28 protein-coding genes are annotated in these 24132 nt (G+C 62.1%); 9 read left to right on the forward strand and 19 right to left on the reverse strand.

What is annotated here, in order from left to right; genetic code table 11:
- The first annotated feature begins 70 nt into the window (after positions 1 to 70).
- Together AC1DXN_RS04960 and AC1DXN_RS04965 are read left to right on the forward strand one after the other, a co-directional pair.
- Positions 71 to 766 carry an acid phosphatase gene (locus AC1DXN_RS04960; RefSeq protein ID WP_477272811.1) on the forward strand — a complete coding sequence of 232 codons (696 nt, stop codon included), beginning with the start codon at positions 71 to 73 and terminating at the stop codon, positions 764 to 766.
- 223 nt (positions 767 to 989) lie between these two features.
- Positions 990 to 1535 carry an adenine phosphoribosyltransferase gene (locus AC1DXN_RS04965; protein WP_477272809.1) on the forward strand — a complete coding sequence of 182 codons (546 nt, stop codon included), beginning with the start codon at positions 990 to 992 and terminating at the stop codon, positions 1533 to 1535.
- A 170-nt stretch (positions 1536 to 1705) separates the two neighbouring features.
- Here AC1DXN_RS04965 and AC1DXN_RS04970 read toward each other — a convergent pair whose 3' ends face one another.
- From AC1DXN_RS04970 to AC1DXN_RS05010, 9 genes are all read right to left on the reverse strand, one after another.
- A complete protein-coding gene (locus AC1DXN_RS04970; protein WP_477245493.1) occupies positions 1706 to 2176 on the reverse strand; it encodes a MaoC family dehydratase in 471 nt (156 codons plus the stop codon).
- On the reverse strand, positions 2173 to 2634 hold the full coding sequence (locus AC1DXN_RS04975) for a MaoC family dehydratase (RefSeq protein WP_477245491.1): 462 nt from the start codon (positions 2632 to 2634) through the stop codon (positions 2173 to 2175). Before AC1DXN_RS04975 ends, AC1DXN_RS04970 begins: the two co-directional genes overlap by 4 nt.
- A 103-nt stretch (positions 2635 to 2737) precedes the next feature.
- Positions 2738 to 3712 carry a magnesium/cobalt transporter CorA gene (corA, locus tag AC1DXN_RS04980; RefSeq protein WP_477245489.1) on the reverse strand — a complete coding sequence of 325 codons (975 nt, stop codon included), beginning with the start codon at positions 3710 to 3712 and terminating at the stop codon, positions 2738 to 2740.
- Between the two features lie 182 nt (positions 3713 to 3894).
- A complete protein-coding gene (gene ychF, locus AC1DXN_RS04985; protein WP_477272807.1) occupies positions 3895 to 4998 on the reverse strand; it encodes a redox-regulated ATPase YchF in 1104 nt (367 codons plus the stop codon).
- Positions 4999 to 5074: 76 nt separating this feature from the next.
- Entirely contained in the window at positions 5075 to 5638 is a 564-nt protein-coding gene (locus tag AC1DXN_RS04990) for a hypothetical protein (protein WP_477272805.1), read from the reverse strand.
- Between the two features lie 3 nt (positions 5639 to 5641).
- Entirely contained in the window at positions 5642 to 6379 is a 738-nt protein-coding gene (pth, locus tag AC1DXN_RS04995; RefSeq protein ID WP_477272803.1) for an aminoacyl-tRNA hydrolase, read from the reverse strand.
- 21 nt (positions 6380 to 6400) lie between these two features.
- On the reverse strand, positions 6401 to 7045 hold the full coding sequence (locus AC1DXN_RS05000; RefSeq protein ID WP_477272801.1) for a 50S ribosomal protein L25/general stress protein Ctc: 645 nt from the start codon (positions 7043 to 7045) through the stop codon (positions 6401 to 6403).
- Between the two features lie 180 nt (positions 7046 to 7225).
- Complete coding sequence (locus AC1DXN_RS05005; RefSeq protein ID WP_477272800.1) at positions 7226 to 7849, reverse strand: VOC family protein; 624 nt, start codon at positions 7847 to 7849, stop codon at positions 7226 to 7228.
- 77 nt (positions 7850 to 7926) lie between these two features.
- Positions 7927 to 9171 carry an MFS transporter gene (locus AC1DXN_RS05010; RefSeq protein ID WP_477272798.1) on the reverse strand — a complete coding sequence of 415 codons (1245 nt, stop codon included), beginning with the start codon at positions 9169 to 9171 and terminating at the stop codon, positions 7927 to 7929.
- A gap of 180 nt (positions 9172 to 9351) precedes the next feature.
- Here AC1DXN_RS05010 and AC1DXN_RS05015 point away from each other — a divergent pair, with 180 nt between their 5' ends.
- Positions 9352 to 10236: an AraC family transcriptional regulator gene (locus AC1DXN_RS05015; RefSeq protein ID WP_477272796.1), complete on the forward strand. Its 885-nt coding sequence runs from the start codon at positions 9352 to 9354 to the stop codon at positions 10234 to 10236.
- Here AC1DXN_RS05015 and AC1DXN_RS05020 read toward each other — a convergent pair.
- The 4 genes from AC1DXN_RS05020 to pgeF form a co-directional block, all read right to left on the reverse strand.
- Positions 10233 to 11168: a ribose-phosphate pyrophosphokinase gene (locus AC1DXN_RS05020; RefSeq protein WP_477245476.1), complete on the reverse strand. Its 936-nt coding sequence runs from the start codon at positions 11166 to 11168 to the stop codon at positions 10233 to 10235. The two genes, AC1DXN_RS05015 and AC1DXN_RS05020, sit on opposite strands and share 4 nt — an antisense overlap.
- A gap of 158 nt (positions 11169 to 11326) precedes the next feature.
- Positions 11327 to 11926, reverse strand: a complete 600-nt coding sequence (locus AC1DXN_RS05025) for a hypothetical protein (protein ID WP_477272794.1) — start codon at positions 11924 to 11926, stop codon at positions 11327 to 11329.
- Between the two features lie 54 nt (positions 11927 to 11980).
- On the reverse strand, positions 11981 to 13132 hold the full coding sequence (locus AC1DXN_RS05030; RefSeq protein WP_477421480.1) for a M24 family metallopeptidase: 1152 nt from the start codon (positions 13130 to 13132) through the stop codon (positions 11981 to 11983).
- Positions 13132 to 13926 (reverse strand): peptidoglycan editing factor PgeF, encoded by a 795-nt coding sequence (pgeF, locus tag AC1DXN_RS05035; RefSeq protein ID WP_477272790.1) that lies wholly within the window; start codon positions 13924 to 13926, stop codon positions 13132 to 13134. Before pgeF ends, AC1DXN_RS05030 begins: the two co-directional genes overlap by 1 nt.
- 185 nt (positions 13927 to 14111) lie before the next feature.
- Here pgeF and AC1DXN_RS05040 point away from each other — a divergent pair, with 185 nt between their 5' ends.
- Positions 14112 to 15011 (forward strand): hypothetical protein, encoded by a 900-nt coding sequence (locus AC1DXN_RS05040; RefSeq protein WP_477272789.1) that lies wholly within the window; start codon positions 14112 to 14114, stop codon positions 15009 to 15011.
- 85 nt (positions 15012 to 15096) lie between these two features.
- Here the strand turns inward: AC1DXN_RS05040 and AC1DXN_RS05045 are convergent, their stop codons facing one another.
- The 3 genes from AC1DXN_RS05045 to AC1DXN_RS05055 all read right to left on the reverse strand — a co-directional run bounded on the left by AC1DXN_RS05045 (position 15097) and on the right by AC1DXN_RS05055 (position 17297).
- Positions 15097 to 16161 carry a class I SAM-dependent methyltransferase gene (locus AC1DXN_RS05045; RefSeq protein WP_477272787.1) on the reverse strand — a complete coding sequence of 355 codons (1065 nt, stop codon included), beginning with the start codon at positions 16159 to 16161 and terminating at the stop codon, positions 15097 to 15099.
- Positions 16158 to 17012 (reverse strand): prolipoprotein diacylglyceryl transferase, encoded by an 855-nt coding sequence (gene lgt, locus AC1DXN_RS05050; RefSeq protein ID WP_477272785.1) that lies wholly within the window; start codon positions 17010 to 17012, stop codon positions 16158 to 16160. The genes AC1DXN_RS05045 and lgt overlap by 4 nt, the downstream gene beginning before the upstream one ends.
- A 126-nt stretch (positions 17013 to 17138) precedes the next feature.
- Positions 17139 to 17297, reverse strand: coding sequence for a hypothetical protein (locus tag AC1DXN_RS05055; RefSeq protein ID WP_477272784.1), 159 nt, complete (start codon positions 17295 to 17297; stop codon positions 17139 to 17141).
- A 148-nt stretch (positions 17298 to 17445) separates the two neighbouring features.
- On the opposite strand from AC1DXN_RS05055, the gene AC1DXN_RS05060 reads away from it, so the two are divergent.
- The 3 genes from AC1DXN_RS05060 to AC1DXN_RS05070 all read left to right on the forward strand — a co-directional run bounded on the left by AC1DXN_RS05060 (position 17446) and on the right by AC1DXN_RS05070 (position 18944).
- Positions 17446 to 17748: an accessory factor UbiK family protein gene (locus AC1DXN_RS05060; RefSeq protein WP_477272782.1), complete on the forward strand. Its 303-nt coding sequence runs from the start codon at positions 17446 to 17448 to the stop codon at positions 17746 to 17748.
- 322 nt (positions 17749 to 18070) lie between these two features.
- A complete protein-coding gene (locus AC1DXN_RS05065; RefSeq protein ID WP_006202532.1) occupies positions 18071 to 18571 on the forward strand; it encodes a type III secretion system chaperone family protein in 501 nt (166 codons plus the stop codon).
- 13 nt (positions 18572 to 18584) lie between these two features.
- Positions 18585 to 18944, forward strand: coding sequence for a tRNA-binding protein (locus tag AC1DXN_RS05070; protein ID WP_477272780.1), 360 nt, complete (start codon positions 18585 to 18587; stop codon positions 18942 to 18944).
- Positions 18945 to 18984: 40 nt separating this feature from the next.
- Here AC1DXN_RS05070 and AC1DXN_RS05075 read toward each other — a convergent pair whose 3' ends face one another.
- From AC1DXN_RS05075 to AC1DXN_RS05085, 3 genes are all read right to left on the reverse strand, one after another.
- A complete protein-coding gene (locus tag AC1DXN_RS05075; protein WP_477272778.1) occupies positions 18985 to 19863 on the reverse strand; it encodes a hypothetical protein in 879 nt (292 codons plus the stop codon).
- Between the two features lie 233 nt (positions 19864 to 20096).
- A complete protein-coding gene (locus AC1DXN_RS05080) occupies positions 20097 to 21119 on the reverse strand; it encodes a glycosyltransferase family 4 protein (protein WP_477272776.1) in 1023 nt (340 codons plus the stop codon).
- A 208-nt stretch (positions 21120 to 21327) separates the two neighbouring features.
- Positions 21328 to 22743 (reverse strand): ATP-binding protein, encoded by a 1416-nt coding sequence (locus AC1DXN_RS05085; protein WP_477272774.1) that lies wholly within the window; start codon positions 22741 to 22743, stop codon positions 21328 to 21330.
- 307 nt (positions 22744 to 23050) lie between these two features.
- On the opposite strand from AC1DXN_RS05085, the gene AC1DXN_RS05090 reads away from it, so the two are divergent.
- Positions 23051 to 23383, forward strand: a complete 333-nt coding sequence (locus tag AC1DXN_RS05090; RefSeq protein ID WP_477272772.1) for a hypothetical protein — start codon at positions 23051 to 23053, stop codon at positions 23381 to 23383.
- A gap of 143 nt (positions 23384 to 23526) precedes the next feature.
- Positions 23527 to 24063 (forward strand): hypothetical protein, encoded by a 537-nt coding sequence (locus tag AC1DXN_RS05095; RefSeq protein ID WP_477272770.1) that lies wholly within the window; start codon positions 23527 to 23529, stop codon positions 24061 to 24063.
- The last annotated feature ends 69 nt before the right edge of the window (positions 24064 to 24132 follow it).

Raw genomic sequence — 24132 nt, forward strand, 5'->3', positions numbered from 1 at the left:
CACCGGCCGTGTCACATGGCCGTCACCGCATTCGGCGATGCTGTGTTGCCCTCATCAAAGGATCGCACCCATGAAGAAATATGCATCGCTTGCCGCAGGCTTTCTGCTGCTTGTCGTCGGCTCCACGGCCTATGCCGACGACGCGGCACCCTTCGTCACCAACAAGGACATCGACCTGACGATGATCCTGCCACCGCCGCCGGCAAACGATTCCGCCCAGACGAAAGCCGAGTTGGGCGAGGTGCTGACGCTGCAGGTGACGCGTACCCCTGAAATGGAAGCCAGGGCCATCGCCGATGCCCAGGAGGACGTCTGGCGCTTCGCCGATGTCATGGGACCGAAGTTCAACAAGGAAACGCTGCCGAAGTTCAGCGCCTTCTTCGATCGCGTCGTTGCCACCGAGGGCGCGGTCGTCGACCCGGCCAAGGATGTCTGGAAGCGTCCGCGACCGCATCAGCTGAGCGATCTCGTCAAGCCCGTGGTCAAGCTGTCGAGTTCCGGTTCCTGGCCGTCCGGCCATGCGACGGTCGGCACCATGATGGGCATCATCCTTTCCGACATGGTTCCGGAAAAGCGCGCCGAGATCATGGCGCGCGCGGCCGAATACGCCCACAACCGTGAGGTCGGCGGCATCCACTATCCCTCCGATATCGAGATGGGCAAGATTTCCGGCAGCGTCATTGCCGCGATCCTGCTCAGCCGCCCCGATTTCAAGGCCGAATACGAAGTGGCGCGGTCCGAGCTCCGCTCCGACCTTGGCATGTGACAACCATCCTGCTCAAAAGGCAGCCGGCAGACGAAAAGGGCGCCCCAGGCGCCCTTTTTAGTGCGGTCACGGCCCACGAGGCGAACCGATCCTTTGCCAGACAATTTTTTGCCAGGCGGCACATGGCGGTAGCCGTCCCTGGCCTCGCCGGGTTACGATCGGCCAAATCCCTTTGACGTCCCTTCTGCCGAATCTGGACGACCGATCCCCGGAGAGCCGCCTGATGAAACCGTCGCTTGAAGACACGCTGCTTGCCGCGATCCGCACCATTCCCGATTATCCGAAGCCCGGTATCCTGTTTCGCGACATCACCACGCTGCTTGGCAATGCGCGCGCTTTCCGCCGCGCCATCGACGAACTGGTGCATCCCTATGCCGGCCAGAAGATCGACAAGATCGCCGGCATCGAGGCGCGTGGCTTCATCCTTGGCGGCGCCGTCGCCCACCAGCTTTCGGCTGGTTTCGTGCCGATCCGCAAGAAGGGCAAGCTGCCCTACGAGACAGTGCGCGTCGCCTACAGCCTGGAATATGGGCTGGACGAGATGGAGATGCACAAGGACGGCGTTGCTCCGGGCGAGAAGGTGATCCTCGTCGACGACCTGATCGCCACCGGCGGCACGGCGGAGGCGGCGGTGAAGCTGCTGCGGCAGATCGGCGCCGACATTCTCGCCGCCTGCTTCGTCATCGACCTGCCGGACCTGGGCGGGCGTGCCAAGCTGGAAGCGCTCGGCGTGCCGGTCAGGACGCTGATCGGGTTTGAGGGGGTTTGAGACCGGTTTGCCGAAGGCAAATTGAAAGGTCCAGTGGACCTTTCAAAGGGCTCGAACGCCCGGAGCGATAGCGAAGGGCAGGGTAGGGCAACGCGGGACACCAACGCTGGTGCCGCCCCTCATCCGCCCTTCGGGCACCTTCTCCCCGTGAACGGGGAGAAGGAAGAAACTCACCCCGCCTTCACCAGCACCGCGCTCTCAAACTCCAGCACCTTGTCGCCGGTCGAATCGAAGGCTTCCGCGCGTAGCGCCAGCATTCGCCAGCCGGGGCGCGAGGCAATGGGGCGATGGGAAAGTGCGGTGCGGCTGAAGGTGACGGTTTCACCGGCATAGACAGGCTTCAGCCATTTCAGGTTCTTGAAGCCGGGCGAGGGGCCGAATTCGGGCAACGGGCCGGGGCCGGTCCAGTTGATGCCTTCGGCGTCCATGCGGGTTTCGAGATTGTATTTCATCCAGGTGGCGGCGGTATGCCAGCCTGACGCGCAGAGGCCGCCCAAGACGCTGTTCTTTGCCGCCTCTTCGTCGACATGAAAAACCTGCGGATCGTATTTGCGGGCGAATGTCTTGATCGCCTCGGGTTCGAATCTATGCGAACCGAGCGTGACGGCGACACCGATGCAAAAGTACTCGTCCAGCGTCATGCGCTGGCCTCACGGGTCAGGAACATGCAGGTGTTTTCGAATTCGAAGACGCTTTCGCCGCGCTGGTTGAACAGTTCGCTGCGCATGGTGATCAGGCCGATCTGCGGCTTCGACCTGGAAACGCGTTTGGCAAGCACTGTCGCTTTGCCGGTGAGCGTGTCGCCGGCCAGCACCGGCTTCTTCCATTTGACCTGGTCGACGCCGGGTGCCCCTTGCGAGGTCGAGTCGAGCAGGAAGGCATCACACAGCATGCGCATGAACATGGCGCAGGTGTGCCAGCCGGAAGCCGCCAGCCCGCCAAGGATGCTGGCCTTGCCGGCTTCCTCGTCGAGATGCATTGGCTGCGCATCGAATTCCTGCGCGAATTCGATGATCTCGGCCGCACTTACCTGCTTCTTGCCGAGGTCGAGCGACGCGCCCTCGGTGAAATCCTCGTAGGCCCAAGTCTTTCCGGTCATCATCCGAATCCGGTTCAAGATTGTACGATCGCCAAGGATCGGCGTTCCCGGATGCAGGCCGGACGGCGTTTGGTCAAGCGATTTCTGGTGAGCCAAGCCTTGCTCAGAGCCAGCCGCGGCGACGGAAATACCAGAAGGGCAGGATCGCCGACAGGATCATCAAGCCGATGGCGAAGGGGTAGCCGAGCTGCCATTTGAGCTCGGGGATGATGTCGAAATTCATGCCGTAGATCGAGGCGACGAGCGTCGGCGGCAGGAAGATGACGGCGGCGACCGAGAAGATTTTGATGATGGCGTTCTGTTCGATCGAGATCATGCCGAGCGTCGCGTCGAGCAGGAACGAGATCTTCTGCGACAGGAAGGTGGCGTGGTCGGCGAGCGACAGCACGTCGCGCGACAGCGTCTTGATGCGGGCGCGGATGTCCTTGCTCATCTTCGTCTGGGTGGCGACATGGGCGAGGAAGCCGGCAAGGCGCTGCAGCGAGATCAGGCTGTCGCGGACCGAGGAGGCGATGTCCTCCTTGCGGCCTATGGCTTTCAGCAATTCCTGGAAGTCGCGGTTGCGCTTCGACACCTTGGTCGAGCGCGCCTCGAAGATGTCGCGCGAAATCGCTTCCACGTCGCGGCCGGCGCGCTCCAGAATGTCGGCGAGACGGTCGACGATCGCCTCCAGCAGGCCGATCAGGATGGTGTCGCCGCTGGTGCAGCCGGTTGCGACCTTCTCGGCGCGCAGCGGGAAGGTCTTGAAGGCCTTCGGTTCGTGATAGCGTATGGTGACCAGCCGCTGCCCGGCGAGCGCGAAGGTGACCGGCGACATCAGCGGATCGTCGGCCTCGGTCTGGGCGGGCAGCGTGGCGGTCATGAAATAGGCGCCGTCCTCGACATAGAGGCGGCTCGAAATCTCGATCTCCTCCATCTCCTCGCGGGTCGGGATGGCGACGCCGAGCCAGCTCTCGATGGCGGCTTCCTCATCCTTGGTCGGATTGAGAAGATCGGCCCAGACGACTTTGTCGCTGTTTTGCAAGAGATCATCGACGGTGCGCAGCCGGTCATTGTCCACGACGAAGGCCTTGATCATCGCCGGGTCTCCCTGCTGGGGCCAAAAAATGGATGGCACGGGACGGCCAAGCGCCGACCACGTGCAGCAGCCGATTAGACCTGCGACGTGGCAAGGTCAAGGCGCGTGAAAACGCACGGCCCGACGCCCGCGAAGCTACAATCGCGCCAAACGTCAGAGCCTGTTAGACAGCCGCTTCCAGCTCAGGTGTTGAACTTGAACAGCAGCACGTCGCCGTCCTGGACGACATATTCCTTGCCTTCATCACGCGCCTTGCCGGCTTCCTTGGCCGCCACTTCGCCGCCTAGCGTGACGTAGTCGTTGTAGGCGATGGTCTGGGCGCGGATGAAGCCGCGCTCGAAATCGGTGTGGATGACGCCGGCGGCCTGCGGGGCCTTGTCGCCCTTGTGGATCGTCCAGGCCCGCGTCTCTTTCGGCCCGGCGGTGAAATAGGTGATCAGATGCAACAGATCGTAACCGGCGCGGATGACCTTGTTGAGGCCGGGCTCGTCGAGACCGAGCGAGGACAGGAACTCCATCTCTTCCTCGTCGGAGAGCTGGGCGACTTCGGCCTCGATCGCGGCCGAGATCACCACGGTGCCGGCGCCCTGCGCGGTGGCCATCTTTTCCACGGCCCTGGTGTGCTCATTGCCGGTGGCGGCGTCGGCCTCGGCGACGTTGCAGACATAGAGCACGGGATGCGAGGTCAAGAGGTTCAGCCCTTGCAGGATGCGCAAATCTTCGGCGGAAATGCCCTTGAGCAGAATGCGCGTCGGCTTGCCGGCCTGCAGCAATTCGAGTGCTGCCTCCATCATCGGCAACACGGTGGTGGCTTCCTTGTCCTTGCTGCCGGCGCGCTTGCGGATCTGCACGATGCGGCGCTCGAGGCTGTCGAGATCGGCAAGCATCAGTTCGGTCTCGACGGTCTCGGCGTCGGCGACGGGGTCGATGCGGCCCTCGACATGAGTGATGTCGTCATCTTCGAAACAGCGCAGCACATGGACGATGGCGTCGACTTCGCGGATGTTGGCAAGGAACTGGTTGCCCAGCCCTTCGCCCTTGGAGGCGCCGCGCACCAGGCCGGCAATGTCGACGAAGGAGATGCGGGTCGGGATGATCTCCTTCGACTTAGCGACCGAGGCGATCTTCTGCAGGCGCGGGTCGGGCACCGCCACCTCGCCGGTGTTCGGTTCGATGGTGCAGAACGGATAGTTGGCGGCCTGCGCCGCCGCCGTCCTGGTCAACGCGTTGAATAGCGTCGACTTGCCGACGTTGGGCAAGCCAACGATACCGCATTTGAAACCCATTTTGTCCGGTCCTATCGGGAAAATAGAAATTTGATCAGGGCTATGGGGAAAGGGCCGATGATCGTCAAGGCGCAATTCAATTCAGGCGCTGCGCAATATCGTCAGTGCCTATGGTCAACGAGCGAACGCCGGACCTGCTCAATATGTGCAGGAGATGCCAGAACGCGTCGACTTCGGCGGTTCCGAAATCGATCGTCAGCTGCCCATCGAGCAGCAGTGTGCTGTGAATGATGTTTCCGACGATTTCCTTCGTTTCACGGTCGCCATCGATGTCGAACCAACTGCGAAACCATTCGTCGAAGAGATCGCCGTCAAGTTTCTTGGTATCGAACTTGAAATGGACTTCGTCCCACCTGAACGGCGAGATGGTGACATCCACTCCGCCGATCCCGGCGTGGATATCGGGAGAGAATTTCAGATAGGTATCGCTGTTGATGAATTGCGGATCTGGCTGTCCGTCACTGGCGACGAAGTCGACCGCGATGAAATTTCGGTAGAAGGAATCGACGTTCGAGAACTTGACCTCGGTCGCGTGCGATCCTTGGCTGTTGGCCGCCAGTTCGCCGACAGTCGAGACGAAGTGATCGATATATTTCTGCCGGATGCCACGGACCAGTTCCTGAACATCATCCATGTTCATGGTTCACTCCTTGCCGAACAGCTTCTTCAGCATCGCGGCCATCGGACCAGTCTCGGGCAGCTTGACCGCCGGCTGCTGCGGCCGCGCTTGGCGGACATGACTTTGGGCCTTTGGGCCCGGGGCTTTCGGCGCCTTGGGCTGCGGGCTGTCGTCGTCGCCGGTCGGCGTCAACCTGTCGCGTAACGCCAGCGTCACCCGGTTCATGAAGGAATTGTCGTCGCCCTTGGCAAGCAGTCCGGCGTCGCCGGCGATGGCGTCGAGCAGCACGTCCAGCCAGTCGCGGTCGGCCTTGGCGAAATCGCCAAGCACATGGCCGTGCACCATTTCCTTGACGCCGGGATGGCCGACGCCGATGCGCACGCGGCGATAGTCCTTGCCGACATGCTGGTCGAGCGAGCGAATGCCGTTATGGCCGCCGGATCCGCCGCCGACCTTGACCCGCAATTTGCCGGCGGCAAGGTCGATCTCGTCATAGAAGACTGTAAGCGCCGAAGGGCCAAGCTTGTAGAAGCGCAGCGCTTCGCCAACCGCTTGTCCCGACAGGTTCATGAAGGTCTGCGGCTTGATCAGGATGATTTTTTCGCCGGCAAGCGTGCCTTCGGCGATCAGGCCCTGGAATTTCTTCGACCAGGGCGAAAAGGAATGGCGGCGGGCAATTGCGTCCGCCGCCATGAAGCCGACATTGTGCCGGTTATCAGCATATTTCGCGCCCGGATTGCCGAGGCCTGCAAATACAAGCATCGTCAGCTCCGGGCCGGAATATTACTTCTCTTCGGCGGCAGGTGCTGCCGCTTCAGGTGCTGCCACTTCAGCCGTCTCTTCGACCTCCGGCTTCATCGCCGACGAGCCGGCAATGGTCGCGATGGTGAAGTCGCGGTCGGAGATCACCGGCTTGACGCCGGCCGGCAGGGTGACTGCCGAGATGTGGATCGAATCGCCGATGTCGGCGCCGGTGAGATCGACGGTGATGAATTCCGGGATCGCATTGGCCGGGCAGTGGAACTCGACTTCGTGACGCACGATGTTGAGCACGCCGCCGCGCTTGATGCCGGGCGACTTGTCTTCGTTGATGAAGTGGACAGGCACGTCGACATTGACTTCGGTGTCCTTGCCGATGCGCAGGAAGTCGACATGAACAGGGAAATCCTTGACCGGGTCGAGCTGGAAGTCCTTCGGCAGGACCTGGATCTTCTTGCCGTCGACATCGATCGTGGCGATCGTGGTCAGAAACCCGCCGCCGTGGATCTTGTAGTAGATGTCCTTGTAGGTGAGCGCGATAGCCAGGGGAGGCTGCTTGTCACCATAGATTACTGCAGGCACTTTACCGTTGCGGCGAACTGCACGGGCGGACCCCTTACCGACCTGTTCGCGTGCTTCGGCCTTGAGCTCGTAAGTGTCGTGGCTCATGGCATTTCCTTTCGGTTTGTTCTGGAGCGTTCGCGGCAAGCAATGTGCCTGGCCGTAAACGTCGAAAGCCGCCGGGTGAGGCGGCCTTCCGCCGCGTTGCCTCCAAGGGTGTCTACGCGGGTGGCGGCTCTATAGCGGAAGGCGGCCGGAGGTGCAAGCCAAAGGCGTCGCCGCCGCTGTTCAGGTCGGCAGCGGCTTACCGGCCTGCTCGGCTACCATGTATTCGGCGTACCAGTCGGGCCAGTTCTCATCGCGTTGTCCGCCTGTACGATTCTCGTGCTCGCCATGCGCGGCCGCGGCTCGCCGGAGTGCGGCTGCAAGCTCGGTCGACGAGGTGAATGTGGTGTCGCCGGCGTCCACCCGTCCGGGCAGTCGCGCGGTGATTTCCTGCAACAGCCAGCCATTGCCGTCCGGATCCTTGAAGGTGGCGAACGAGGAGTAGCTGCGCCCCTCGGGATCCCTGCCACTGAGCGGCGGCTGTCCGGGTCCCGCGCGGTGGAACACTTCGCTGGGATTGGCGCCGCGCACCAGAAGCTCGGCGCGCGCCGCTTCGATATCGGACACAATGAGATAAAGCCCTTGTGCCGCGCCGGGCGCGGATGGCGTGAGGCCGGTGCCGAAGTGGATCGAGGCCGGTGAGCCCGGAGGCGTGAACTGCACGACCCGAAACGTGTCGCCGACGGGGAAGTCGGCGTCCAGCCGCCACCCCAGGCCGCCGTAGAAGCGCTTGGCGCGGTCGACGTCCGAAACAGGGATGACGACGGCCTCGAGCTTCATGTCGACGCCTGTCTGAGTACTGCTCATGATCAACCTCCTTGGGTTTCCGCCCGGAGATTTGATACCGCGTTCAGGAGCGGGTGGTAAACCGCCCGCTCAGGCATTCAGGCAGCGCCGGCCTCCAGCTTTCTGGCTTGCTTCATGTTCGGCAGGAACACCGTCAGCAGGCCGAGCAGCGGCAGATACGAACAGATCTGGAAGACGAAATCGATGCCTTTCATGTCGGCGATGACGCCGAGCACGGCAGCTGCGATGCCACCCATGCCGAAGGCGAAGCCGAAGAAGATGCCGGCGATCGTACCGACACGCCCAGGCACCAGTTCCTGCGCAAAGACGACGATGTTGGAGAAGGCCGAGGACAGGATCAGGCCGATCAGCACGGTCAGCACCATCGTCCATTCGAAATTGGCGTAGGGCAGGGCAAGTGTGAACGGCAGCACGCCGACGATGGAGAACCAGATCATCGCCTTCTGGCCATAGCGGTCGCCGAACGGGCCGCCGAGCAGGATGCCGAGCGCCGAGGCGCCGAGGAACAGGAACAGCATGACCTGGCTCATCTGCACCGAAACGCCGAATTTATGAATGGAATAGAAGGTGTAGTAGCTGGACAGGCTGGCGATGTAGGCGTTCTTGGTCAGCACCAGCAAGGTCAGCACCGCCAGCGCTCCCATCACCTTGCGGCGCGGGAAGGGCGAGACGAAGCTTGCCGCTTTGCGGTTACCCTGCGCGGCGCGCATCCGGCTGTACCAGCCGCCGACCCGCCACAAGACGATGATGCCGATCAGAGAGCCGACGGCGAACCAGGAAATGCTGGTCTGGCCGAACGGCACGACGATAAAGGCGGCGAGCAGCGGTCCCATGGACTGGCCGAAATTGCCGCCGACCTGGAACAGCGATTGCGCCAGGCCAAAGCGACCGCCCGAGGCAAACCGGGCAATGCGGGAGGATTCCGGGTGGAAGATAGCCGAGCCGATGCCAATCAGCGACGCACCGACCAGAAGCAGGGCATAGTGGCCGGCATAGGCCAGCACGATCAGGCCGATCAGCGAGGAAGCCATGCCGTAGGGCAGGGAATAGGGCATCGGTCGCTTGTCGGTGATCATGCCGATGACCGGCTGCAGCAGCGACGCCGTTACCTGAAAGGTGAAGGTCAAAAGACCGATCTGCCAGAAATCGAGACCGTAATTCTCTTTCAGCAGCGGATAGATCGCCGGCAGCAGCGACTGCATGATGTCATTGATGCCATGGCAAAAGCTCACCGCCAGGATGACGGTGAAGGCGGTCGCCTGGGCTGAAGAGAGGCTGGCGCCGGCTGGCGGCGCAATGCTGGTGGCTGTCGTATCGGTCAAGGCAAGCTCCGAGGTCTTTTTGGCGGGTGTTAACCCGCGGGCAGGCTTGGCGGCCGCTCCTGCGGACCGCCTTAAGGACGCTCGTCTGAAGCGCCTTGGGGGACGGTTGCCTTATAAGCTGCTTGCGAGGCGACTTCTTTCGTGGTTTGGTCCAATAGTTTCGCAAGTGGGCCATAGCCAATGCCGCATGGCAGGGAAATCTTCAGAGGCGACGCCGCCGAGCTCGGCCGACTGCATCAGAGTCGCTGGCAGTGGCTGGAGCAGGCTGTCGGGCCGGCAGTGGCGTTGCCGACCGAATATCCGGACGGCTACCATGTGCCGCAACACCATCACAGCCGCAGCCAGCTGCTGCATGCGCTGGTCGGCGTCGTGCTGGTGACGACGCGGCATGGGCGCTGGATGGTGCCCCCCGATCACGCCATGTGGATCCCGGCGGGGATCGAGCATTCCGTCGAGATGCTGGGCGATGTCTCGATGCGCTCGGTCTATGTGATGCCGGAAGCGATCGCCGGGCTGCCGGATAGTTTGCGCGTCGTCGGCATCACCGATTTGATGCACAGCCTGATCGTGGAATCGGAGAAGCTGCCGCAAGGCGCCGAGCTGGAGGGGCGCGGCGGGCTGATCATGAACCTCCTGCTGCATGAGATCCCGAACCTGCCGGAACGGCCGCTCGGTCTGCCATTTCCGTCCGATCCAAAGCTGGCAGCGCTATGCCGGCGTTTTGTCGCGGCACCTTCGCCGCATGCGACGATCGACGAATGGGCCGACATCGTCGGCATGAGCCGCCGCTCCTTCACCCGCGCCTTCCATCGCCAGACCGGCTTGTCGCTGTCGACATGGCGCCAGCAGGCCTGTCTGTTCGCGGCCCTGCCGCGGCTGGCCGACGGCGAACCGATCACCAGGGTGGCGCTCGATCTCGGCTATGACAGCGTGCCGGCCTTCATCACCATGTTCAAGCGCATGCTGGGGGCGTCACCGCGCGGCTACATGCGCGGCGCGCGCGATGCCGGCGAAGGCATGCGGCGGAAAAGCGGGCCGGCTCTGCTTGAGGGTCCGACGCTCTAGTCGAACAGGCTCGACACCGATTCCTCGGTCGCGGTGCGCGAGATCGCTTCGCCCATCAGGTCGGCGATCGAAATAACGCGGATGTTGTGGGCGTCAAGAACGGCTTGCGTCGGCTGGATGGAATCGGTGATCACCAGTTCCTGCAGCTTCGAGCCGGCGATACGGGCACAGGCGCCGCCCGACAAAACGCCGTGGGTGATGTAGGCGGTGACGCTGGTGGCGCCATTGGCAAGCAGCGCGTCCGCGGCGTTGCAAAGCGTGCCGCCGGAATCGACGATGTCGTCGATGAGCAGGCAATCCTTGCCGGCGACCGCGCCGATGATGTTCATGACTTCGGATTCGCCCGGCCGCTCGCGGCGCTTGTCGACGATGGCGAGTTGTGCGTCGAAGCGCTTGGCCAGCGCGCGGGCCCGCACCACGCCGCCAATATCGGGCGAGACGACGACGACATTGGCAAGCTGTTTGTATTTTGCCTTCACGTCGCGGGCCATGACCGGCACCGAGAACAGATTGTCGGTCGGGATGTCGAAAAAGCCCTGGATCTGGCCGGCATGGAGATCGAGCGTCAGCACGCGATCGACGCCGGCGCGGGTGATCATGTTGGCGACCAGCTTGGCCGAGATCGGTGTGCGGCCGGAGGCGCGGCGGTCCTGCCTAGCATAGCCGAAATAGGGGATGACCGCGGTGATGCGCTTTGCAGACGAGCGCATGAAGGCATCGATCATGATGAGCAGTTCCATCAGGTGATCGTTGGTCGGGAAAGAGGTGGACTGCAGGATGAAGACATCCTCGCCGCGCACGTTTTCCTGGATTTCGACGAAGATTTCCTGATCGGCGAAGCGCCTGACGCTGGCTTTGCCCAGCGGGACATTGAGGTAGCGGGCGACCGCTTCGGCCAGCACCCTGTTGGAATTGCCCGCGAAGAGCTTCATGCACCGTTCCTGGTGAAGGATGGAGAGACCTAGCAGACTCTCAAGAGCCTCTTAACCGGGCTTTTAGCGGGCCGCGCCGGTATTGCAAGCCTCGTGATCGGGAATCCGCCGGCTAATCTCAAAAACGTCAACACTGACGAAAGCCGGCAACACGCCGATCAGCCGGCGGCGCCGCCAAGCCATGCGGCGAACTGGTCGATCGTCTGGTCGGCGATCGCCTGCATGGTTGCCGGCGCGACCGCCGCCCAGCCTTCGCCGCCACTGACCGAGGGGGATTTCTGCTGGCCGTTGATGCGGTGCAGCCGGTTGCCCGCGGGGTCATAGACATCCCAGACATAGATGACGGTGGTGTCCTTGCCTTCCGTCATCGTCGAGAAATAGCCCTTCAGCACATGCGTGGCGGTCTGGTCGGCGCTGCCGGCAAGCGTGATGCCGCGCTGCCTGGCGCGCGTCTGAAGTTCCGCCGTCAACGGCGTTGCGGCTTCCACCGAGGCGCCGACGATCGGCGCCACCTGCAGCCGCGTCTTCGACAGGATGGCCGCACTCTGGGCCGGTGTGGTTGGGGTCTGAGCAGCAGTGGCGGGCGACGAAGGCGCCGGAGTGGCGGCTGCAGCACTGCCCGGTGCTGCCGGCACCGTCTGTGTCAAGGTCGTTGGCGGGGCGATGGCCGAAGGCTCGAGGACGTCCTTGGCATTGGTGCAGGCAGCCAGCGCCAGTGCGGCGAGCAATGACACGGTCGTCACATGCGATCGTCTCATTTGCCTGAAAACTCCTTGGCGCTGAACGCCCTCCGCATTCCTGCCATTATGGATTCACTGTACGATCAAGTCGAGATCATGGCGCGAAAGCGGCTTCGGCTGCGATTCGGTGGTCAGATAGGTGCGGCCAAGCGTCATCGCCGTCTCGGTTTCGGAGTCCATGATGATCATGTGGGCAAACAGCGTCATGTTGGGCGCGATCGGCTCGGGATTGCCCTGGTAGAACATCGGCATGTCCATCCAGGACGGGGTGAAGCGAGCGCCAACCGAATAGCCGCAAGCGTTCAGCCGGTGCTTGGTCAGATTGTGGGCCTCGAGCGTGCGGGCATGGGCATCGAAGACGTCGCCAAAGGTGTTGCCCGGCGTCATCGCCTTTTCGACGGCAAGAATTGCAGCGCGGGCGGCATCGAAAAGCTCCTGGTGACGCTTCGACACCTTGCCGGTCAGCACGGTGCGCATCATCGGCGCATGATAGTGGTGGAAGACGCCGGCCCATTCGAGCGTCAGCTGGTCGTTCTTGGTGAGTTTGCGGCGGCCGGCCTTGTAGCGGCACAGCAGCGCGTCGACACCGGAGCCGATGATGAACTCGTTGGCCGGATAGTCGCCGCCACCGGCAAAGATCGCGCCCTGCATGGCGGCCAGGATCAAGGCTTCGTCGCCACCCTGCTTGATCAGCGGCAGGGCCGCATCGAGCGCATCGTCCGAAAGATTTGCAGCCTTTTCAGCCTTGGTGATTTCGGCCGGGCTCTTGAACAGCCGCAGCCGGCCGACGATGCCGGAGGCGTCGGCGATCTGGCCAAAGGTCTGCAACTGTTCATCGAGGCGACGGCCATTGTAGGCAGTCAGGCCGTGCGTGTCGTATTCGACGCCGATGCGGGCGCCGAGCAGGCCGAGTTCATTGAGCAAATTGCGCAGGTCGACCGCCGGATTGGCACCGTCCCGGTCGGTCCACAGCACGATGTTGTCGATGATCGAGGTGTGGCGCGCCTGGCGCAGATCGGCCGAGCGGGTGAGCAGGACCATCGACCCATCGGCTTTCACCACCAGGCACTGGAAGAAGCAGAAGCCGAACGTGTCGTAGCCGGTSAGCCAGTACATGCTYTCCTGRGCRAASAGCAGCAYSGCGTCGAGCTTCTTCTCGGCGAGTTCGATCATCAGACGATCGCGCCGCGCGTCAAATTCCGGCCGTTCGAAATGCAGCGCCATCACTCTTTCTCCAAAACGATTGCCGAAACCTGTCGCCCATAGTCCGGTTCCTTCCGGTGCGTGGTGCGCCGGTAGGAGTAAAAAAGCTCTTCCTCAGCATAGGTACAGCGGCCGAGGCCTTCTGCGGTCACGCCGGCCTTGTTGAGCCTGTCGACCGTATAGAGGTTGAGGTCGAACATCGCATGCCCTGGATTTGCCGAGGGTGTGAAATAGTTGATGTTTTCGGCATCCGCGTCGACAAAGCGGGCGACGAATTCCGGTCCGACCTCGTAGTTCTCGGGGCCGATGGAAGGGCCGAGCACGGCGACAATCCGCTCGCGGCGGGCGCCGAGGCCTTCCATCGCGCGAACCGTGTTTTCGAGCACCCCAGTGAAAGCGCCCTTCCAGCCGGCGTGTGCGGCGCCGATGATGCGCGCCTCGGCATCCGCGAACAGGATTGGTCCGCAATCGGCTGTCGAGGCGCCGACGGCGATACCTGGCCGGTCGGTGACGACGGCGTCGGCCCTGGGCCGCTCGCCGGCAAAGGGCTCGCGGGCAATGACGACATCCGGTGAATGGATCTGGTGAGCGGTCAGCAAATGGTTTGCCGGAACGCCCATCCAGTCGGCGACACGGCGGCGGTTCTCGGCAACCAGCGTCTGGTCGTCGTTCGAGCCCGTGCCGATGTTGAGACCCTGATAGATGCCGCTGGAGACGCCGCCAACGCGTGTGAAATAGCCGTGACGGATGCCTTGCGCGCGCGCATTCTCCAGCAAGGGCGACCGAACGGGATCCGGCTTGGTCTGATTCAGCATGGACGCGTTGTTGTCCGCGCCAGCGATTTCGTCAAGGCGAAGTTCAAGGCGAGTGCCGGACCAGACCCTGGACAAAGGCAGCCAGACGCCATGTCCGGCGGCCTCGCCGGCTTGGCGAAAAGCCGGCCTTCGACTATAGGCAGTGATCGACGGACCAGACGGTTTGGGTTCCGGCGAAAGTGTCAATGGCCTGGAAACCACTCAAGAGCCTGATCCGCCGGATTCATCAGAACCGCCGCGTGCGCAAAGCGAAGGATTTCCGCAACGCGCTGGTGGAAGGCTATTTTCGCTCGCGGGATGTGGCTTCGGGGCTCAAATTCGCTGAAACATTGCGGCAGACCGGCTCGCGGCACTATTGCTTTGCCATTGCCTTCAACACGCCCTGGGTCATCGATGCGCTAGCCAAGGCCTGGCTGACCTATTCGACCGACATGACGCTTGTCGTTGTCGACAATTCGTCAAACCGCGCGGCACGACAGGCGATCGAGACCGTTTGCCGGGCGCGAGGCATTGCCTATTTCGGCTTGCCGCGAAACCCGGAATGGAACCCCAACCGGTCGCATGGCACCTCGATGAACTGGGTGTTCCACAACATCGTTCGTCATCTGAGGCCAGAGCTGTTTGGCTATCTGGATCATGATTGCCTGCCGATCGTTGCGATCGACATACCCTGGCGAATGCAGGGCAAAGCGGCCTTTGGCGCCAGATATCCTGCCAAGAGAGGCCATGAAGGGTGGTATTTCTGGGCGGGACTTTGCTTCTTTCGCTATGCGGTGGTGGAAGATCTCGATCTCGATTTCACGCCTCGCTTCGAGACCGGGCTGGACACTGGCGGCGGCAATTGGCCAATGCTTCGTGACAGGTTGGACGAAGGCAACATCGCCGACGTTGGAAAGACGATGGTCAGGCTGGGGCTAGGTGGCGTAGACGTCGACCACCGCATGCTCGGCGACAGCTTCTTCCATATTGGCGGCGCCTCATACGGGGACCTGATCAGTACGCAGCGCCACCGCCGGCTGATGTCGGATTATCTCTGGGACACCTATCTCGGCGGCGTGGCGGGACGGCTTGTAAACGACCTCTAAGGATGGTCAGCCGATTGATGGCTGTATCCCTTTGTTTGAGCATGATCTTTTCCGAAAACTGGATTCCATTTTTCGGGATCATGCTCTAGCCGACTGCCTTCGGCTGGATTTTCAGCACCTTGAAAAGCTCCCCCATGGCGTCGGGGCCGGCCAGTCGCTCGACGGCGTCGGCAATGGCGTGTCGCGACTGTTCATTCGCCTGCGCGCCGAGCAGCCCGGCTCGCTCGATCAGGCCCATGCCAAGCAGGAATTCGCCCTGTGTGGTGAGCTGTGCATCGAGGCCGTGCGTCCGAACAATCCTGGCTAAGGCGGCGAAATCGACGTGGGCGGTGAGATCGGCTTCGCCCGGATTGGCCAGCACATCTTCGTAATCGTGTTTGCGCAAGGCCTGCAATGTGTCGCCGACGCCAGGCTTGAGATGGCCGTAGTCGATGAACAGGCCAGCCCCGCCGTGCTCGGCCAATCGCTCGGCGATGGCTGCCATCAAGGCAGCGCGGGCGGGCGCGATCTCGACAATCGCGCCTTGCGGCGCATTCCCGGCGTCGTTCGGCAACAATGTGGCATCGACCGAACCGACGCCGGCGAAGAAACGCAATTCATCGGCGTCGTCGAGGCCGATCACCCGTTCGCGCCAGCCGGTGCCGGCACGGATGAACTGGCGGATGGGGACCGCGTCGAACAATTCATTGCCGACGATGAGCAGCGGCGCCTTTGGCAGCGTGTCGATGGTTTCGTGCCAGTCGATCCTGGCGGCAGTCCCGGCAAGCGTCTGCTTCTGGATTTCGGACAATCTCGGGCTGGTCTCGATCATGGCGAAGGATGCGCCGGCGGTGAGCGCCGGATCGAGCCGCGAGAAAGTGCGCAGCATGTCCTTCATCAGCGTGCCGCGACCGGGGCCGATCTCTGCGACGGTGACCGGCGCCGGCCGGCCGATCGCCTGCCAGGCCTGGTAGAACCAGACGGCAACAAGCTCGCCAAACATCTGGCTGATCTCGGGCGCGGTGACAAAATCGCCGGCAGCACCGAAAGGCTCGCGCGTCGTATAGTAGCCATCGTCAGGATCGAACAGGCAGAGCGCCATGTACTCGTTGACGGGGATAGGCCCTACCGCGCCGATCAGGTCGACGATGCGGGCTTTCAGCCGTGTCATGCCGGCTGCGGCTGTGGCACCTGCCTGGCCGTCGCCATCGCCCAGATGCCGACAAGCACCATCGGCAGCGAGAGGATCATGCCCATGGTCAGCCAGTCGGTGCCGAGGAGATAGCCGAGCTGCTGGTCGGGCTCACGGAAGAATTCGACGAAGATACGCGACAGGCCATAGCCGCAGATGAAGGCACCGCCGACGAAGCGCGGTGTCTTCAGCTTGAGGCGCGAATGGGTGAGGATGCGCAAGACGAGAAACAGCACCAACCCCTCGAGCAGCGCCTCATAGATCTGGCTCGGATGGCGCGAAAACGGTCCGCCATTTGGGAATTCGACGGCCCACGGCACGTCTGTCACCCGGCCCCAGAGTTCGGAGTTGATGAAATTCGCGACGCGCACAAGGCCCAGCCCAACCGGCACGCCGGCCGCCACCACGTCGAACAGTGACCAGGTGCGGATGCCGCGCATCCGGGAAAACAGCGTCATGGCGATAATGACGCCGAGCAGACCGCCGTGGAACGACATGCCGCCTTGCCAGACGGCAACGATGTCGAGCGGGTGGGCGATGTAGCGCGACAGATCGTAAAACAGCACGTAGCCGACGCGGCCGCCCAGCACCACGCCAATGGCCGCCCAGACGATGAAGTCGTCGAGATCCACGGGCTTCATCGGCAGGACGCCATCGGGCCACAGCTTTGAGTTGGTGACGAGCCGCTTGGCATACCACCAGGCAAACAGGATGCCGACAATGTAGCCGATGCCATACCAGTGCACCGCCAGTGGCCCGATCTGGATGAGGATCGGGTTGATGTTGGGGAAGGGCAGGGAGGCCAGTGGCAGCAGGAAATATTCGTTCAACGGGGAACTCTCGATTGCGATCGCGTTTGGGCGCGGACCATGCGGCAGGGTTTTGGCAGGGTCAAGGCAAGGTCGACGCGGCAAAAACGGCTCTAGGAAGCAGGCTATCCTGCCTGTACTGCCGCCTCAGCGCTTAGCTGCGGCCAATGCCTTGTATTTGGCCCCCAGGCGATCAAGCACGTTTTCGGCTGGCTTTGCTCGCCCGGCGTTGGCATCGCTGATGCCTCTGGCAAGCGCTGCGTCGAGCGCGGCAAGACGCTCGTCCAAATCCGCACGGATGGCCATCGCACACTCCCAAAAACTCTTCTTGTGCTGATACCAGCTATTGGCTCGGCAGATCAAATCGCATCTGACTTGATGCCGCAGCCACCGCAACGTTCTTGCATTCCGCGCTGCGCGCCACTACGTGAATTCGAGCAAGCGAGGATTTGCCATGTCGACCGGACCGAACCGCATTCTCGATGAATTCGCCAAGTTGATGACCGACGCCGCCGGTGCCGCGCAAGGGGTACGGCGCGAGGTGGAGACAGCCTTCAAGGGGCAGGCCGAGCGCATCCTCAACACAATGGATGTGGTGCAGCGCGAGGAGTTCGAGGCCGCCCGCGACATGGCTGCCAAGGCGCGCGAGGAAAACACCCGCCTGGCTGCCCGCATCGAAGCGCTAGAGGCCAAGCTTGCCGAATTGACCGGACAGGCCGCACCGGCGGCGGCGGCCAAGCCGAAACCAAAAAAATAATCGTTAACTTTTCCACAAAGCACAATCCGAAAAAGCGCTTTGCCGTGAATCGCTTACCGGCATTGCATGAATCTTTGTGACAGCGCCTTTCCACATGCGAATGACGCAGTGCGAAAAATTGGGCTGTTCACGCGACTCCCGATCAATAGACTGAATTTGTTGCATGATTCGGAGCAGGGTCATGCGCCGGGCGGTGGGGTCCGGTCTGGGGTCTTTGCGTTGATGAAGTCCCGGCCGTCCGAGTTCTAGACACGATTGTTCGTTGTGTGTGCCTCTCCCGCGGAGCGTGTGGTGGCGCTCCCAGAACGACAGGAAGCATTCCATGGAACTTCTCGAACTCGAATTCTCCCGCGAAATCCATCCGGTGGATGTCATCGAGCAGGTGGCGCACAACAACGACTGGTCCTTCGAGCGGGCCGGTGATGACGAGATTTCGATTTCGGTTGCCGGAAGCTGGACCGACTACCATGTCTCATTCTCCTGGATGGAGGATTTCGAAGCGCTGCATCTGGCCTGCGCTTTTGACATCAAGGTGCCGGAGGCACGCGCTCTTGAGGTGATGCGGCTGTTGTCGCTGATCAACGAGCAGATGCTGTTCGGCCATTTCGACCTCTGGGAGCAGGAAGGCGCGATCATGTTCCGCCAGTCGCTGCTGCTGGCCGGCGGAGTCGAGCCGTCGAGCCAGCAGGTCGAGGTGCTTTTGTCGTCGGCGTTGGAAGCCTGCGAATGCTATTTCCAGGCATTCCAGTTCGTCGTCTGGTCGGGAACATCGGCCAAGGACGCGCTGGCCGGCGTGCTGTTCGAGACCTACGGAAACGCCTGAGCCAGAACCTGCGATGAGTTCGAGCAGCGCGCGCAAGCCCGAGATCAGCTTTGCCGATTTCGACCGTGTCGACATTCGTGCCGGCACGATCGTTGAAGCCGAGCCGTTCCCCGAGGCGCGCAAGCCGGCATTCAAGCTGAAGATCGATTTCGGCGCTGACATCGGCATCAAGAAGTCGTCGGCGCAGATCACCAAATACTATGCGCCGGAAACGCTGATCGGCCGGCAGGTGTTCGCCGTGGTCAATTTTCCGCCGCGCCAGATCGGGCCGTTCATGTCGGAAGTGCTGACGCTCGGCTTTCCCGACGAGGAGGGCGCCGTCGTGCTTGGCGCGATCGAGCGCAAAGTGCCCGACGGCGGTCGCCTGTTCTAGCGAGCAGCCTGCCGCTGCTCAGAAGTCGCGGCAGGCGCCATCACGCCGCAGCCGGCCGGATTGAAGCGATGGCTGGGGGCCGAAACGCGCCGAGAATGGTTCCGACCGTTGCGGCTGAGAGCACGAGATGCAGGACGTCGAACGGCCAGGCTAGACCGAAATGCATCAGCATAAGGTTCAAGGGCGACGCGCCATCCCCGGGAATCAGGATCAAGGCTGCGGCCAGGACCAGCCCGTATTTGAGTATGGCAACTAATGCGAAAACGATGAACATTATGGCGACGAAGCGCAGATGATTGCCGTCGAGCGCACGCCAGCACCCGATTGGATCAAAAGATCCCGTCCAGAGAAAGTCGCCGACAAAGAGATATGTGCAGGCAAGTACGAAACCACCCGCGAACACGTTGAAGACTCCCATCGCCGACGCCCAAGGCGCGACGTCCTCGGGGTTGAGCGGCAGGTCACGTGTGGCCAGCAGGCCGGCAATAAGCAGTCGGTGCTCGCCGTCGACCGCAAAGCCGCATAGAAGCTGGATGGCCGCGAGAAGCAACGCAGCCAGGAGGATCCGCCGGCCGAGCTCGAAGCGCAGGCCCGGGATAGCGAAGCGTTTGACACTTTCAACGCCGCGCGAAACAACGACACGGCCGTGCTCGGGCGCGTTTGCCATACGGTCCAGAACGAACGCAAGGACCATCGCCGAGAACGGCGCGGCAACAATCGGAGAAAGCCAAGTCCTGGGGTCAAAGCCTCGCGATAGAAGCCAGGTGGGCGCCTGCCCCGGGTCGGCAAAAAGGATGAGAGCAAGCACCGTCAGACAGAGCGTCGTCAGAAAGCAGGGAAACCAGGCGGCCACGAAGAGTGGCCAGGCATTCGCACGGCAATAGTCGAACACCCTCGCAACGGTCTTGCTGATGCGCAAGACGCGACGCTTCGGCGATACGGCAGGCAATTCGTCCGGCGTTGATATCGGCGTCAATCCCGCAGGGAACTACAGATGCGGAATAATGCACTGCAAGGAACTGTCGCACAAGCTCACGAAAGGAACTGTGCTTGCACTGCTCACATACCAAAAGTATGCTCCGCTCCGGTTACTGGTGTCACCATTCTCGGCTCGGTTAACCTGAATCCCAATACATCCCACCGCGAAATCTATCAGGCTGCAAGTTTCCGCGGCATCCCCAGCGCTTCCTCGACCGTGTCGAGAAACATTTCCGCGCAAGCATTCCAGCTGTAGCGCAAGGCACGCTGGCGCGCTTCGGCGCGGTCGACGTTGAGCGCGGTGAGTGACGCTTCGCGCAGGTCGTTCGACACCGCCCCGCCAATGCCGTCGCCGACGATGTCGATCGGCCCTGTCACCGGATAGGCGGCGACCGGCGTGCCGCTGGCCAGCGCCTCGATGATGACGTTGCCGAACGTGTCGGTGCGGCTTGGAAAGACGAAGACATCGGCCGAGGCATAGATTTCCGCCAATTCGTCATTGGGACGGTGGCCGAGGAAATGCGCTTGCGGATATCTGGCCTTGAGTTTTGCCAGTTCCGGCCCTTCGCCGACGATCACCTTGCTGCCCGGCAGGTCGAGGTCGAGGAATGCGGTCAGGTTCTTCTCGATGGCGACGCGGCCGACGCAGAGGAAGATCGGGCCGGGAAATCCAAGGTCTTTCCTCTTCTCCGGCCGAAAGTGATCTGTGTCGACGCCACGCGTCCATGGCCTGAGCTTGGTGAAACCGCGCGCCGCAAGATCGTCGGCCAGCGACTGGGTGGCGACCAGCGTGCCCTGTCCGGAATTGTGGAAGTCGCGCAGCCAGCGATAGGCCCAGCTTTCGGGGACCGGCAGTCGTGCGCTGAGATATTCGGGAAAGCGCGTGTGATAGCTGGTCGTGAACGGCCGGCCGGCGTGGCGGCAGTAGCGCCGCGCCATGATGCCGAGCGGTCCCTCGGTGACGATGTGGATATGGTCTGCCTTGCGCGCCTCGATCAGGCGCGAAACATTGCCCGGCGTGGTCAGTGCCAGCCTTATATCCGGATAGGTCGGCAAAGGCAGCGTGCGAAAGATGTTCGGCGTCAGGAAATCAACCGAGACGTCGAAGGATTTCAGCGTTTCGGTGAGCCGTTCCAGCGTGTGGACGACGCCGTTGACTTGCGGGCGCCAGGCGTCGGTGACCATCAATATGCGCATGGCGGCCCTTTGCTTGAAAGGTCGATGGTTGCCTTGAAACGATGCCGGAACGGCGACCAGCTTGCTGCCCTCGCTTCGCTCCAGCGCACCCGGGCGGGCACGGGATCAAAGTGAGGCGGCAAGGCCGAATCAAGAGTGGTCGCGCGCTTCATGCGCGCTCTTCACCATGGTTTCATGACGGGCGGATGAAGCCTCGTACCTGGTGCAGCTAGGCGGGGACCTTGATCACCGCCCGCAAACCGCCGAGCGGGCTGTCGTCAAGCGTGATGTCGCCGCCATGGCTGCGGGCAATGTCGCGGGCGATGGACAGGCCAAGCCCGGTGCCGCTGGCGTCGAGGTTGCGGGCTTCGTCAAGGCGCACGAAAGGCTTGAACACGTGTTCGCGTTTTTCGGCTGGAATGCCCGGACCGTCATCATCGATGGTGACGAGAAGTGAGCCGCGGCCGTGGTTGGCGGTGATCTCGACGGTCTTGGCATAGCGGAAGGCATTGCCGACGACGTTTGACAGCAGCCGGGCGAAAGCGTGGGGCCGCACATGCACATCCGGATCGCCGGCAAGCACGGTCGACAGCTTGCGCCTGTGCAGCGTCGCCTCCTCGCCGAGCTTCTGGAAATAGGCCTCGAGATCGAAACGGCCGGCGTCTTCCGATGCCTCGCCGCGCGCGAAGGCGAGATAGCCCTCCAGCATCGACTGCATGTCGTCGATGTCCTGATCGAGCGCTGCCTTGGTCTCGGCTTTGCCGCCGGTCAGCGCCAGCTGCAATTTGAAGCGGGTCAGGATGGTTCGCAGATCATGGCTGACACCGGTCAGCATGGCGGTGCGCTGCTCGAGCTGGCGTTCGATGCGCTCGCGCATCTGGATGAAGGCAAAGCCGGCGCGGCGAACCTCCTCGGCCCCGCGCGGGCGGAAATCGCGCGGCATCGGTCGGCCCTTGCCAAAACTCTCGGCGGCCTCGGCCAGGGTAAGGATCGGCCGGATCTGGTTGCGCAGGAAGGGGATGGCGATCATCAGCAGCACCAGCGAGGTGCCGACCATCCAGATCAGGAAGATATGAGTGTTCGAGGCATAGGCCTGGCTGCGGCGCACGAAGACGCGCAGCACCTTGCCCTCGAGCTGGACGCGGACCTCGACGATGTTGGAATTGCCGACCGTGTCGATCCAGAACGGACGGTTGATCTGGCGGGTGATCTCGGTTGAGAGAACATCGTCCAGAATCGAGAAAAACGGCTTTGGACCGGGCGCCGGCAGCGGATCGGGCGGCAGCAGGTCGACCTTCAGCTGCATACGATCCTGGGCAATGCGGATGACATTGGCGTAGTCGGCGTCGTGCGGATAGGTCTCGATCAGGTCGATGATCGCGGCGATGTCGCGCACGGTGGCCTGCGACAGGCGCTGCGTCACGGTCTGCCAGTGGCGTTCCATGAAGACAAAGGCGACGACCGATTGTAGCAGGATCATCGGCGCGATGACGATGATCAGGGAGCGGGCATAGAGCCGCTTGGGCATATAGAGCGCTACCAGGCGCCAGAACCGGTTCCAGGCACGCGGCATTGCCTTCAGCGTGCGCGTCAAGCGATCGCTCACGCCGCCATTTCCCGGCTGTCGCAGTTCCGTGGTCGCCATTCGCCCTTTTCGCTCGTCTGCGGCCTTCCAGCAAAGGGCCGGGTCGGCATTCTATTCCACGCTGAGCCGTTCTGGAACAGCTGTGGCCGTTCCAGTGCTTAGGCTGTCAAACGCTCGATTGCCGTCATTGATATCAAAGGCTTTATTCCCAGATTGTCAAACCAGCTTTCGGACCGCGGCCGATCCGATTGCAGTGGTATCGACGCGTATATAAGTCTTTTTCCTACACTCAACAGGGCGGAATTCAGCTCTTCCGAGATGTCCGTTGCCAGGGGATTGACGAAGGTCTGCACTTTCAGGGCGGCCGATGACCAACAGGCGCAGAAGCGCAAGAATCGTGATCGAGTTTACACCGGCGCGGAGCGAGGTTGGAACCAGTTCGCGTATTGAGCGTTTCGATCGGATGATCAGACGGTTTGCCTACGCCCTTATCTTCGTCCAGGTATCCATGGCGACTGCGCTCGCTACGCAGGTATTCTTGTCGACCGCCGAAGAAGCCCGCAAAGCAGAACTCTCGGTTAAGCCGGCGCCGGTCGCAAACGACGGATGCGCCAAGGCGACGTGGCCCAATATTCCGGAACGATGTCTGCAACGAGCCGAGCCGAAGGTGGTGACGCTCGTGCTCAGCCAAAACAACTGATGGGTGCGCTATCCACGGATGGCTCTTGCTGATTTGCAGGCTGCCATGCGCAGCTGGCTGCACTGCCGCAGGACCACCAACGCTCCGTTAATCCTCGCGCAACCTCTGCAATCTATCTTGAATGCCAGATTGCCGAGGGTGACATGAAGCGCAAGTCGATAATGCTCTTTGCCTTCCCAGCTCTGATCCTGCTGATTCTGGCAGGGGAGCGTATGGCAGCTTTCTTGCTAGGAGCCTATCCCGCCAGTCCGACAATGTGGCGAATTTGGCTTGAACTAAGGCCCCTGTCGACGATGTTCTGGCAGCAGGTTGATCTTTATCTCGGGGGGTCGATGGTCCTTGATGCCTCCATCCTCGCCGCCGCTTCGACCGTTTGCTGGATGGCGTGTCGGACAAGAAAGTCGGCCGCCTTCTTCCTTGCCAATCACGTCGCCCTGCTTTTCGCCGGGGTGATGATCGCGGTCACCAGCCATTCCGAAACAGCAAGCACGATCGCCTCATTCACCGTACCCGGCGGTCTTCCGTTCCAACTAATGGTCGATTTCACCTTGAAAAACAGCCTTGTACTGTTTTTGGGCGTGACAGCATGCGCCTACTGTCATGTCGCCTTCCTCAGCGAAGCTCGACAGCGGTCCGAAGCGCTGGCCGCGAGGCTTGTTGCTCTGCAGCGAGATGTCTAGAGACTTTTCCATCCCGATGGAATCGGGATGAGGCGCTATCTCTTTGTTTAAGCATGATCTTTTGCGAAA

The sequence above is a fragment of the Mesorhizobium sp. P2_H9 genome (genome assembly GCF_056403215.1).

What these genes read in the sequence shown, in the direction of transcription:
- AC1DXN_RS04990 (WP_477272805.1), bottom strand. Translation starts at nt 5,638, where the DNA reads ATGAACATGGATGATGTTCAGGAACTGGTCCGTGGCATCCGGCAGAAA.
- AC1DXN_RS05020 (WP_477245476.1), bottom strand. Translation starts at nt 11,168, where the DNA reads ATGAAGCTCTTCGCGGGCAATTCCAACAGGGTGCTGGCCGAAGCGGTC.
- AC1DXN_RS05015 (WP_477272796.1), top strand. Translation starts at nt 9,352, where the DNA reads ATGCCGCATGGCAGGGAAATCTTCAGAGGCGACGCCGCCGAGCTCGGC.
- AC1DXN_RS05005 (WP_477272800.1), bottom strand. Translation starts at nt 7,849, where the DNA reads ATGAGCAGTACTCAGACAGGCGTCGACATGAAGCTCGAGGCCGTCGTC.
- AC1DXN_RS05065 (WP_006202532.1), top strand. Translation starts at nt 18,071, where the DNA reads ATGGAACTTCTCGAACTCGAATTCTCCCGCGAAATCCATCCGGTGGAT.
- AC1DXN_RS05000 (WP_477272801.1), bottom strand. Translation starts at nt 7,045, where the DNA reads ATGAGCCACGACACTTACGAGCTCAAGGCCGAAGCACGCGAACAGGTC.
- AC1DXN_RS04970 (WP_477245493.1), bottom strand. Translation starts at nt 2,176, where the DNA reads ATGACGCTGGACGAGTACTTTTGCATCGGTGTCGCCGTCACGCTCGGT.
- AC1DXN_RS05090 (WP_477272772.1), top strand. Translation starts at nt 23,051, where the DNA reads ATGACCAACAGGCGCAGAAGCGCAAGAATCGTGATCGAGTTTACACCG.
- AC1DXN_RS04960 (WP_477272811.1), top strand. Translation starts at nt 71, where the DNA reads ATGAAGAAATATGCATCGCTTGCCGCAGGCTTTCTGCTGCTTGTCGTC.
- AC1DXN_RS05055 (WP_477272784.1), bottom strand. Translation starts at nt 17,297, where the DNA reads ATGGCCATCCGTGCGGATTTGGACGAGCGTCTTGCCGCGCTCGACGCA.
- AC1DXN_RS05045 (WP_477272787.1), bottom strand. Translation starts at nt 16,161, where the DNA reads ATGACACGGCTGAAAGCCCGCATCGTCGACCTGATCGGCGCGGTAGGG.
- pth (WP_477272803.1), bottom strand. Translation starts at nt 6,379, where the DNA reads ATGCTTGTATTTGCAGGCCTCGGCAATCCGGGCGCGAAATATGCTGAT.
- AC1DXN_RS05080 (WP_477272776.1), bottom strand. Translation starts at nt 21,119, where the DNA reads ATGCGCATATTGATGGTCACCGACGCCTGGCGCCCGCAAGTCAACGGC.
- AC1DXN_RS05070 (WP_477272780.1), top strand. Translation starts at nt 18,585, where the DNA reads ATGAGTTCGAGCAGCGCGCGCAAGCCCGAGATCAGCTTTGCCGATTTC.
- AC1DXN_RS05095 (WP_477272770.1), top strand. Translation starts at nt 23,527, where the DNA reads ATGAAGCGCAAGTCGATAATGCTCTTTGCCTTCCCAGCTCTGATCCTG.
- corA (WP_477245489.1), bottom strand. Translation starts at nt 3,712, where the DNA reads ATGATCAAGGCCTTCGTCGTGGACAATGACCGGCTGCGCACCGTCGAT.
- ychF (WP_477272807.1), bottom strand. Translation starts at nt 4,998, where the DNA reads ATGGGTTTCAAATGCGGTATCGTTGGCTTGCCCAACGTCGGCAAGTCG.
- AC1DXN_RS05040 (WP_477272789.1), top strand. Translation starts at nt 14,112, where the DNA reads ATGGCCTGGAAACCACTCAAGAGCCTGATCCGCCGGATTCATCAGAAC.
- AC1DXN_RS05025 (WP_477272794.1), bottom strand. Translation starts at nt 11,926, where the DNA reads ATGAGACGATCGCATGTGACGACCGTGTCATTGCTCGCCGCACTGGCG.
- AC1DXN_RS04965 (WP_477272809.1), top strand. Translation starts at nt 990, where the DNA reads ATGAAACCGTCGCTTGAAGACACGCTGCTTGCCGCGATCCGCACCATT.
- pgeF (WP_477272790.1), bottom strand. Translation starts at nt 13,926, where the DNA reads ATGCTGAATCAGACCAAGCCGGATCCCGTTCGGTCGCCCTTGCTGGAG.
- AC1DXN_RS04975 (WP_477245491.1), bottom strand. Translation starts at nt 2,634, where the DNA reads ATGACCGGAAAGACTTGGGCCTACGAGGATTTCACCGAGGGCGCGTCG.
- AC1DXN_RS05060 (WP_477272782.1), top strand. Translation starts at nt 17,446, where the DNA reads ATGTCGACCGGACCGAACCGCATTCTCGATGAATTCGCCAAGTTGATG.
- AC1DXN_RS05085 (WP_477272774.1), bottom strand. Translation starts at nt 22,743, where the DNA reads ATGGCGACCACGGAACTGCGACAGCCGGGAAATGGCGGCGTGAGCGAT.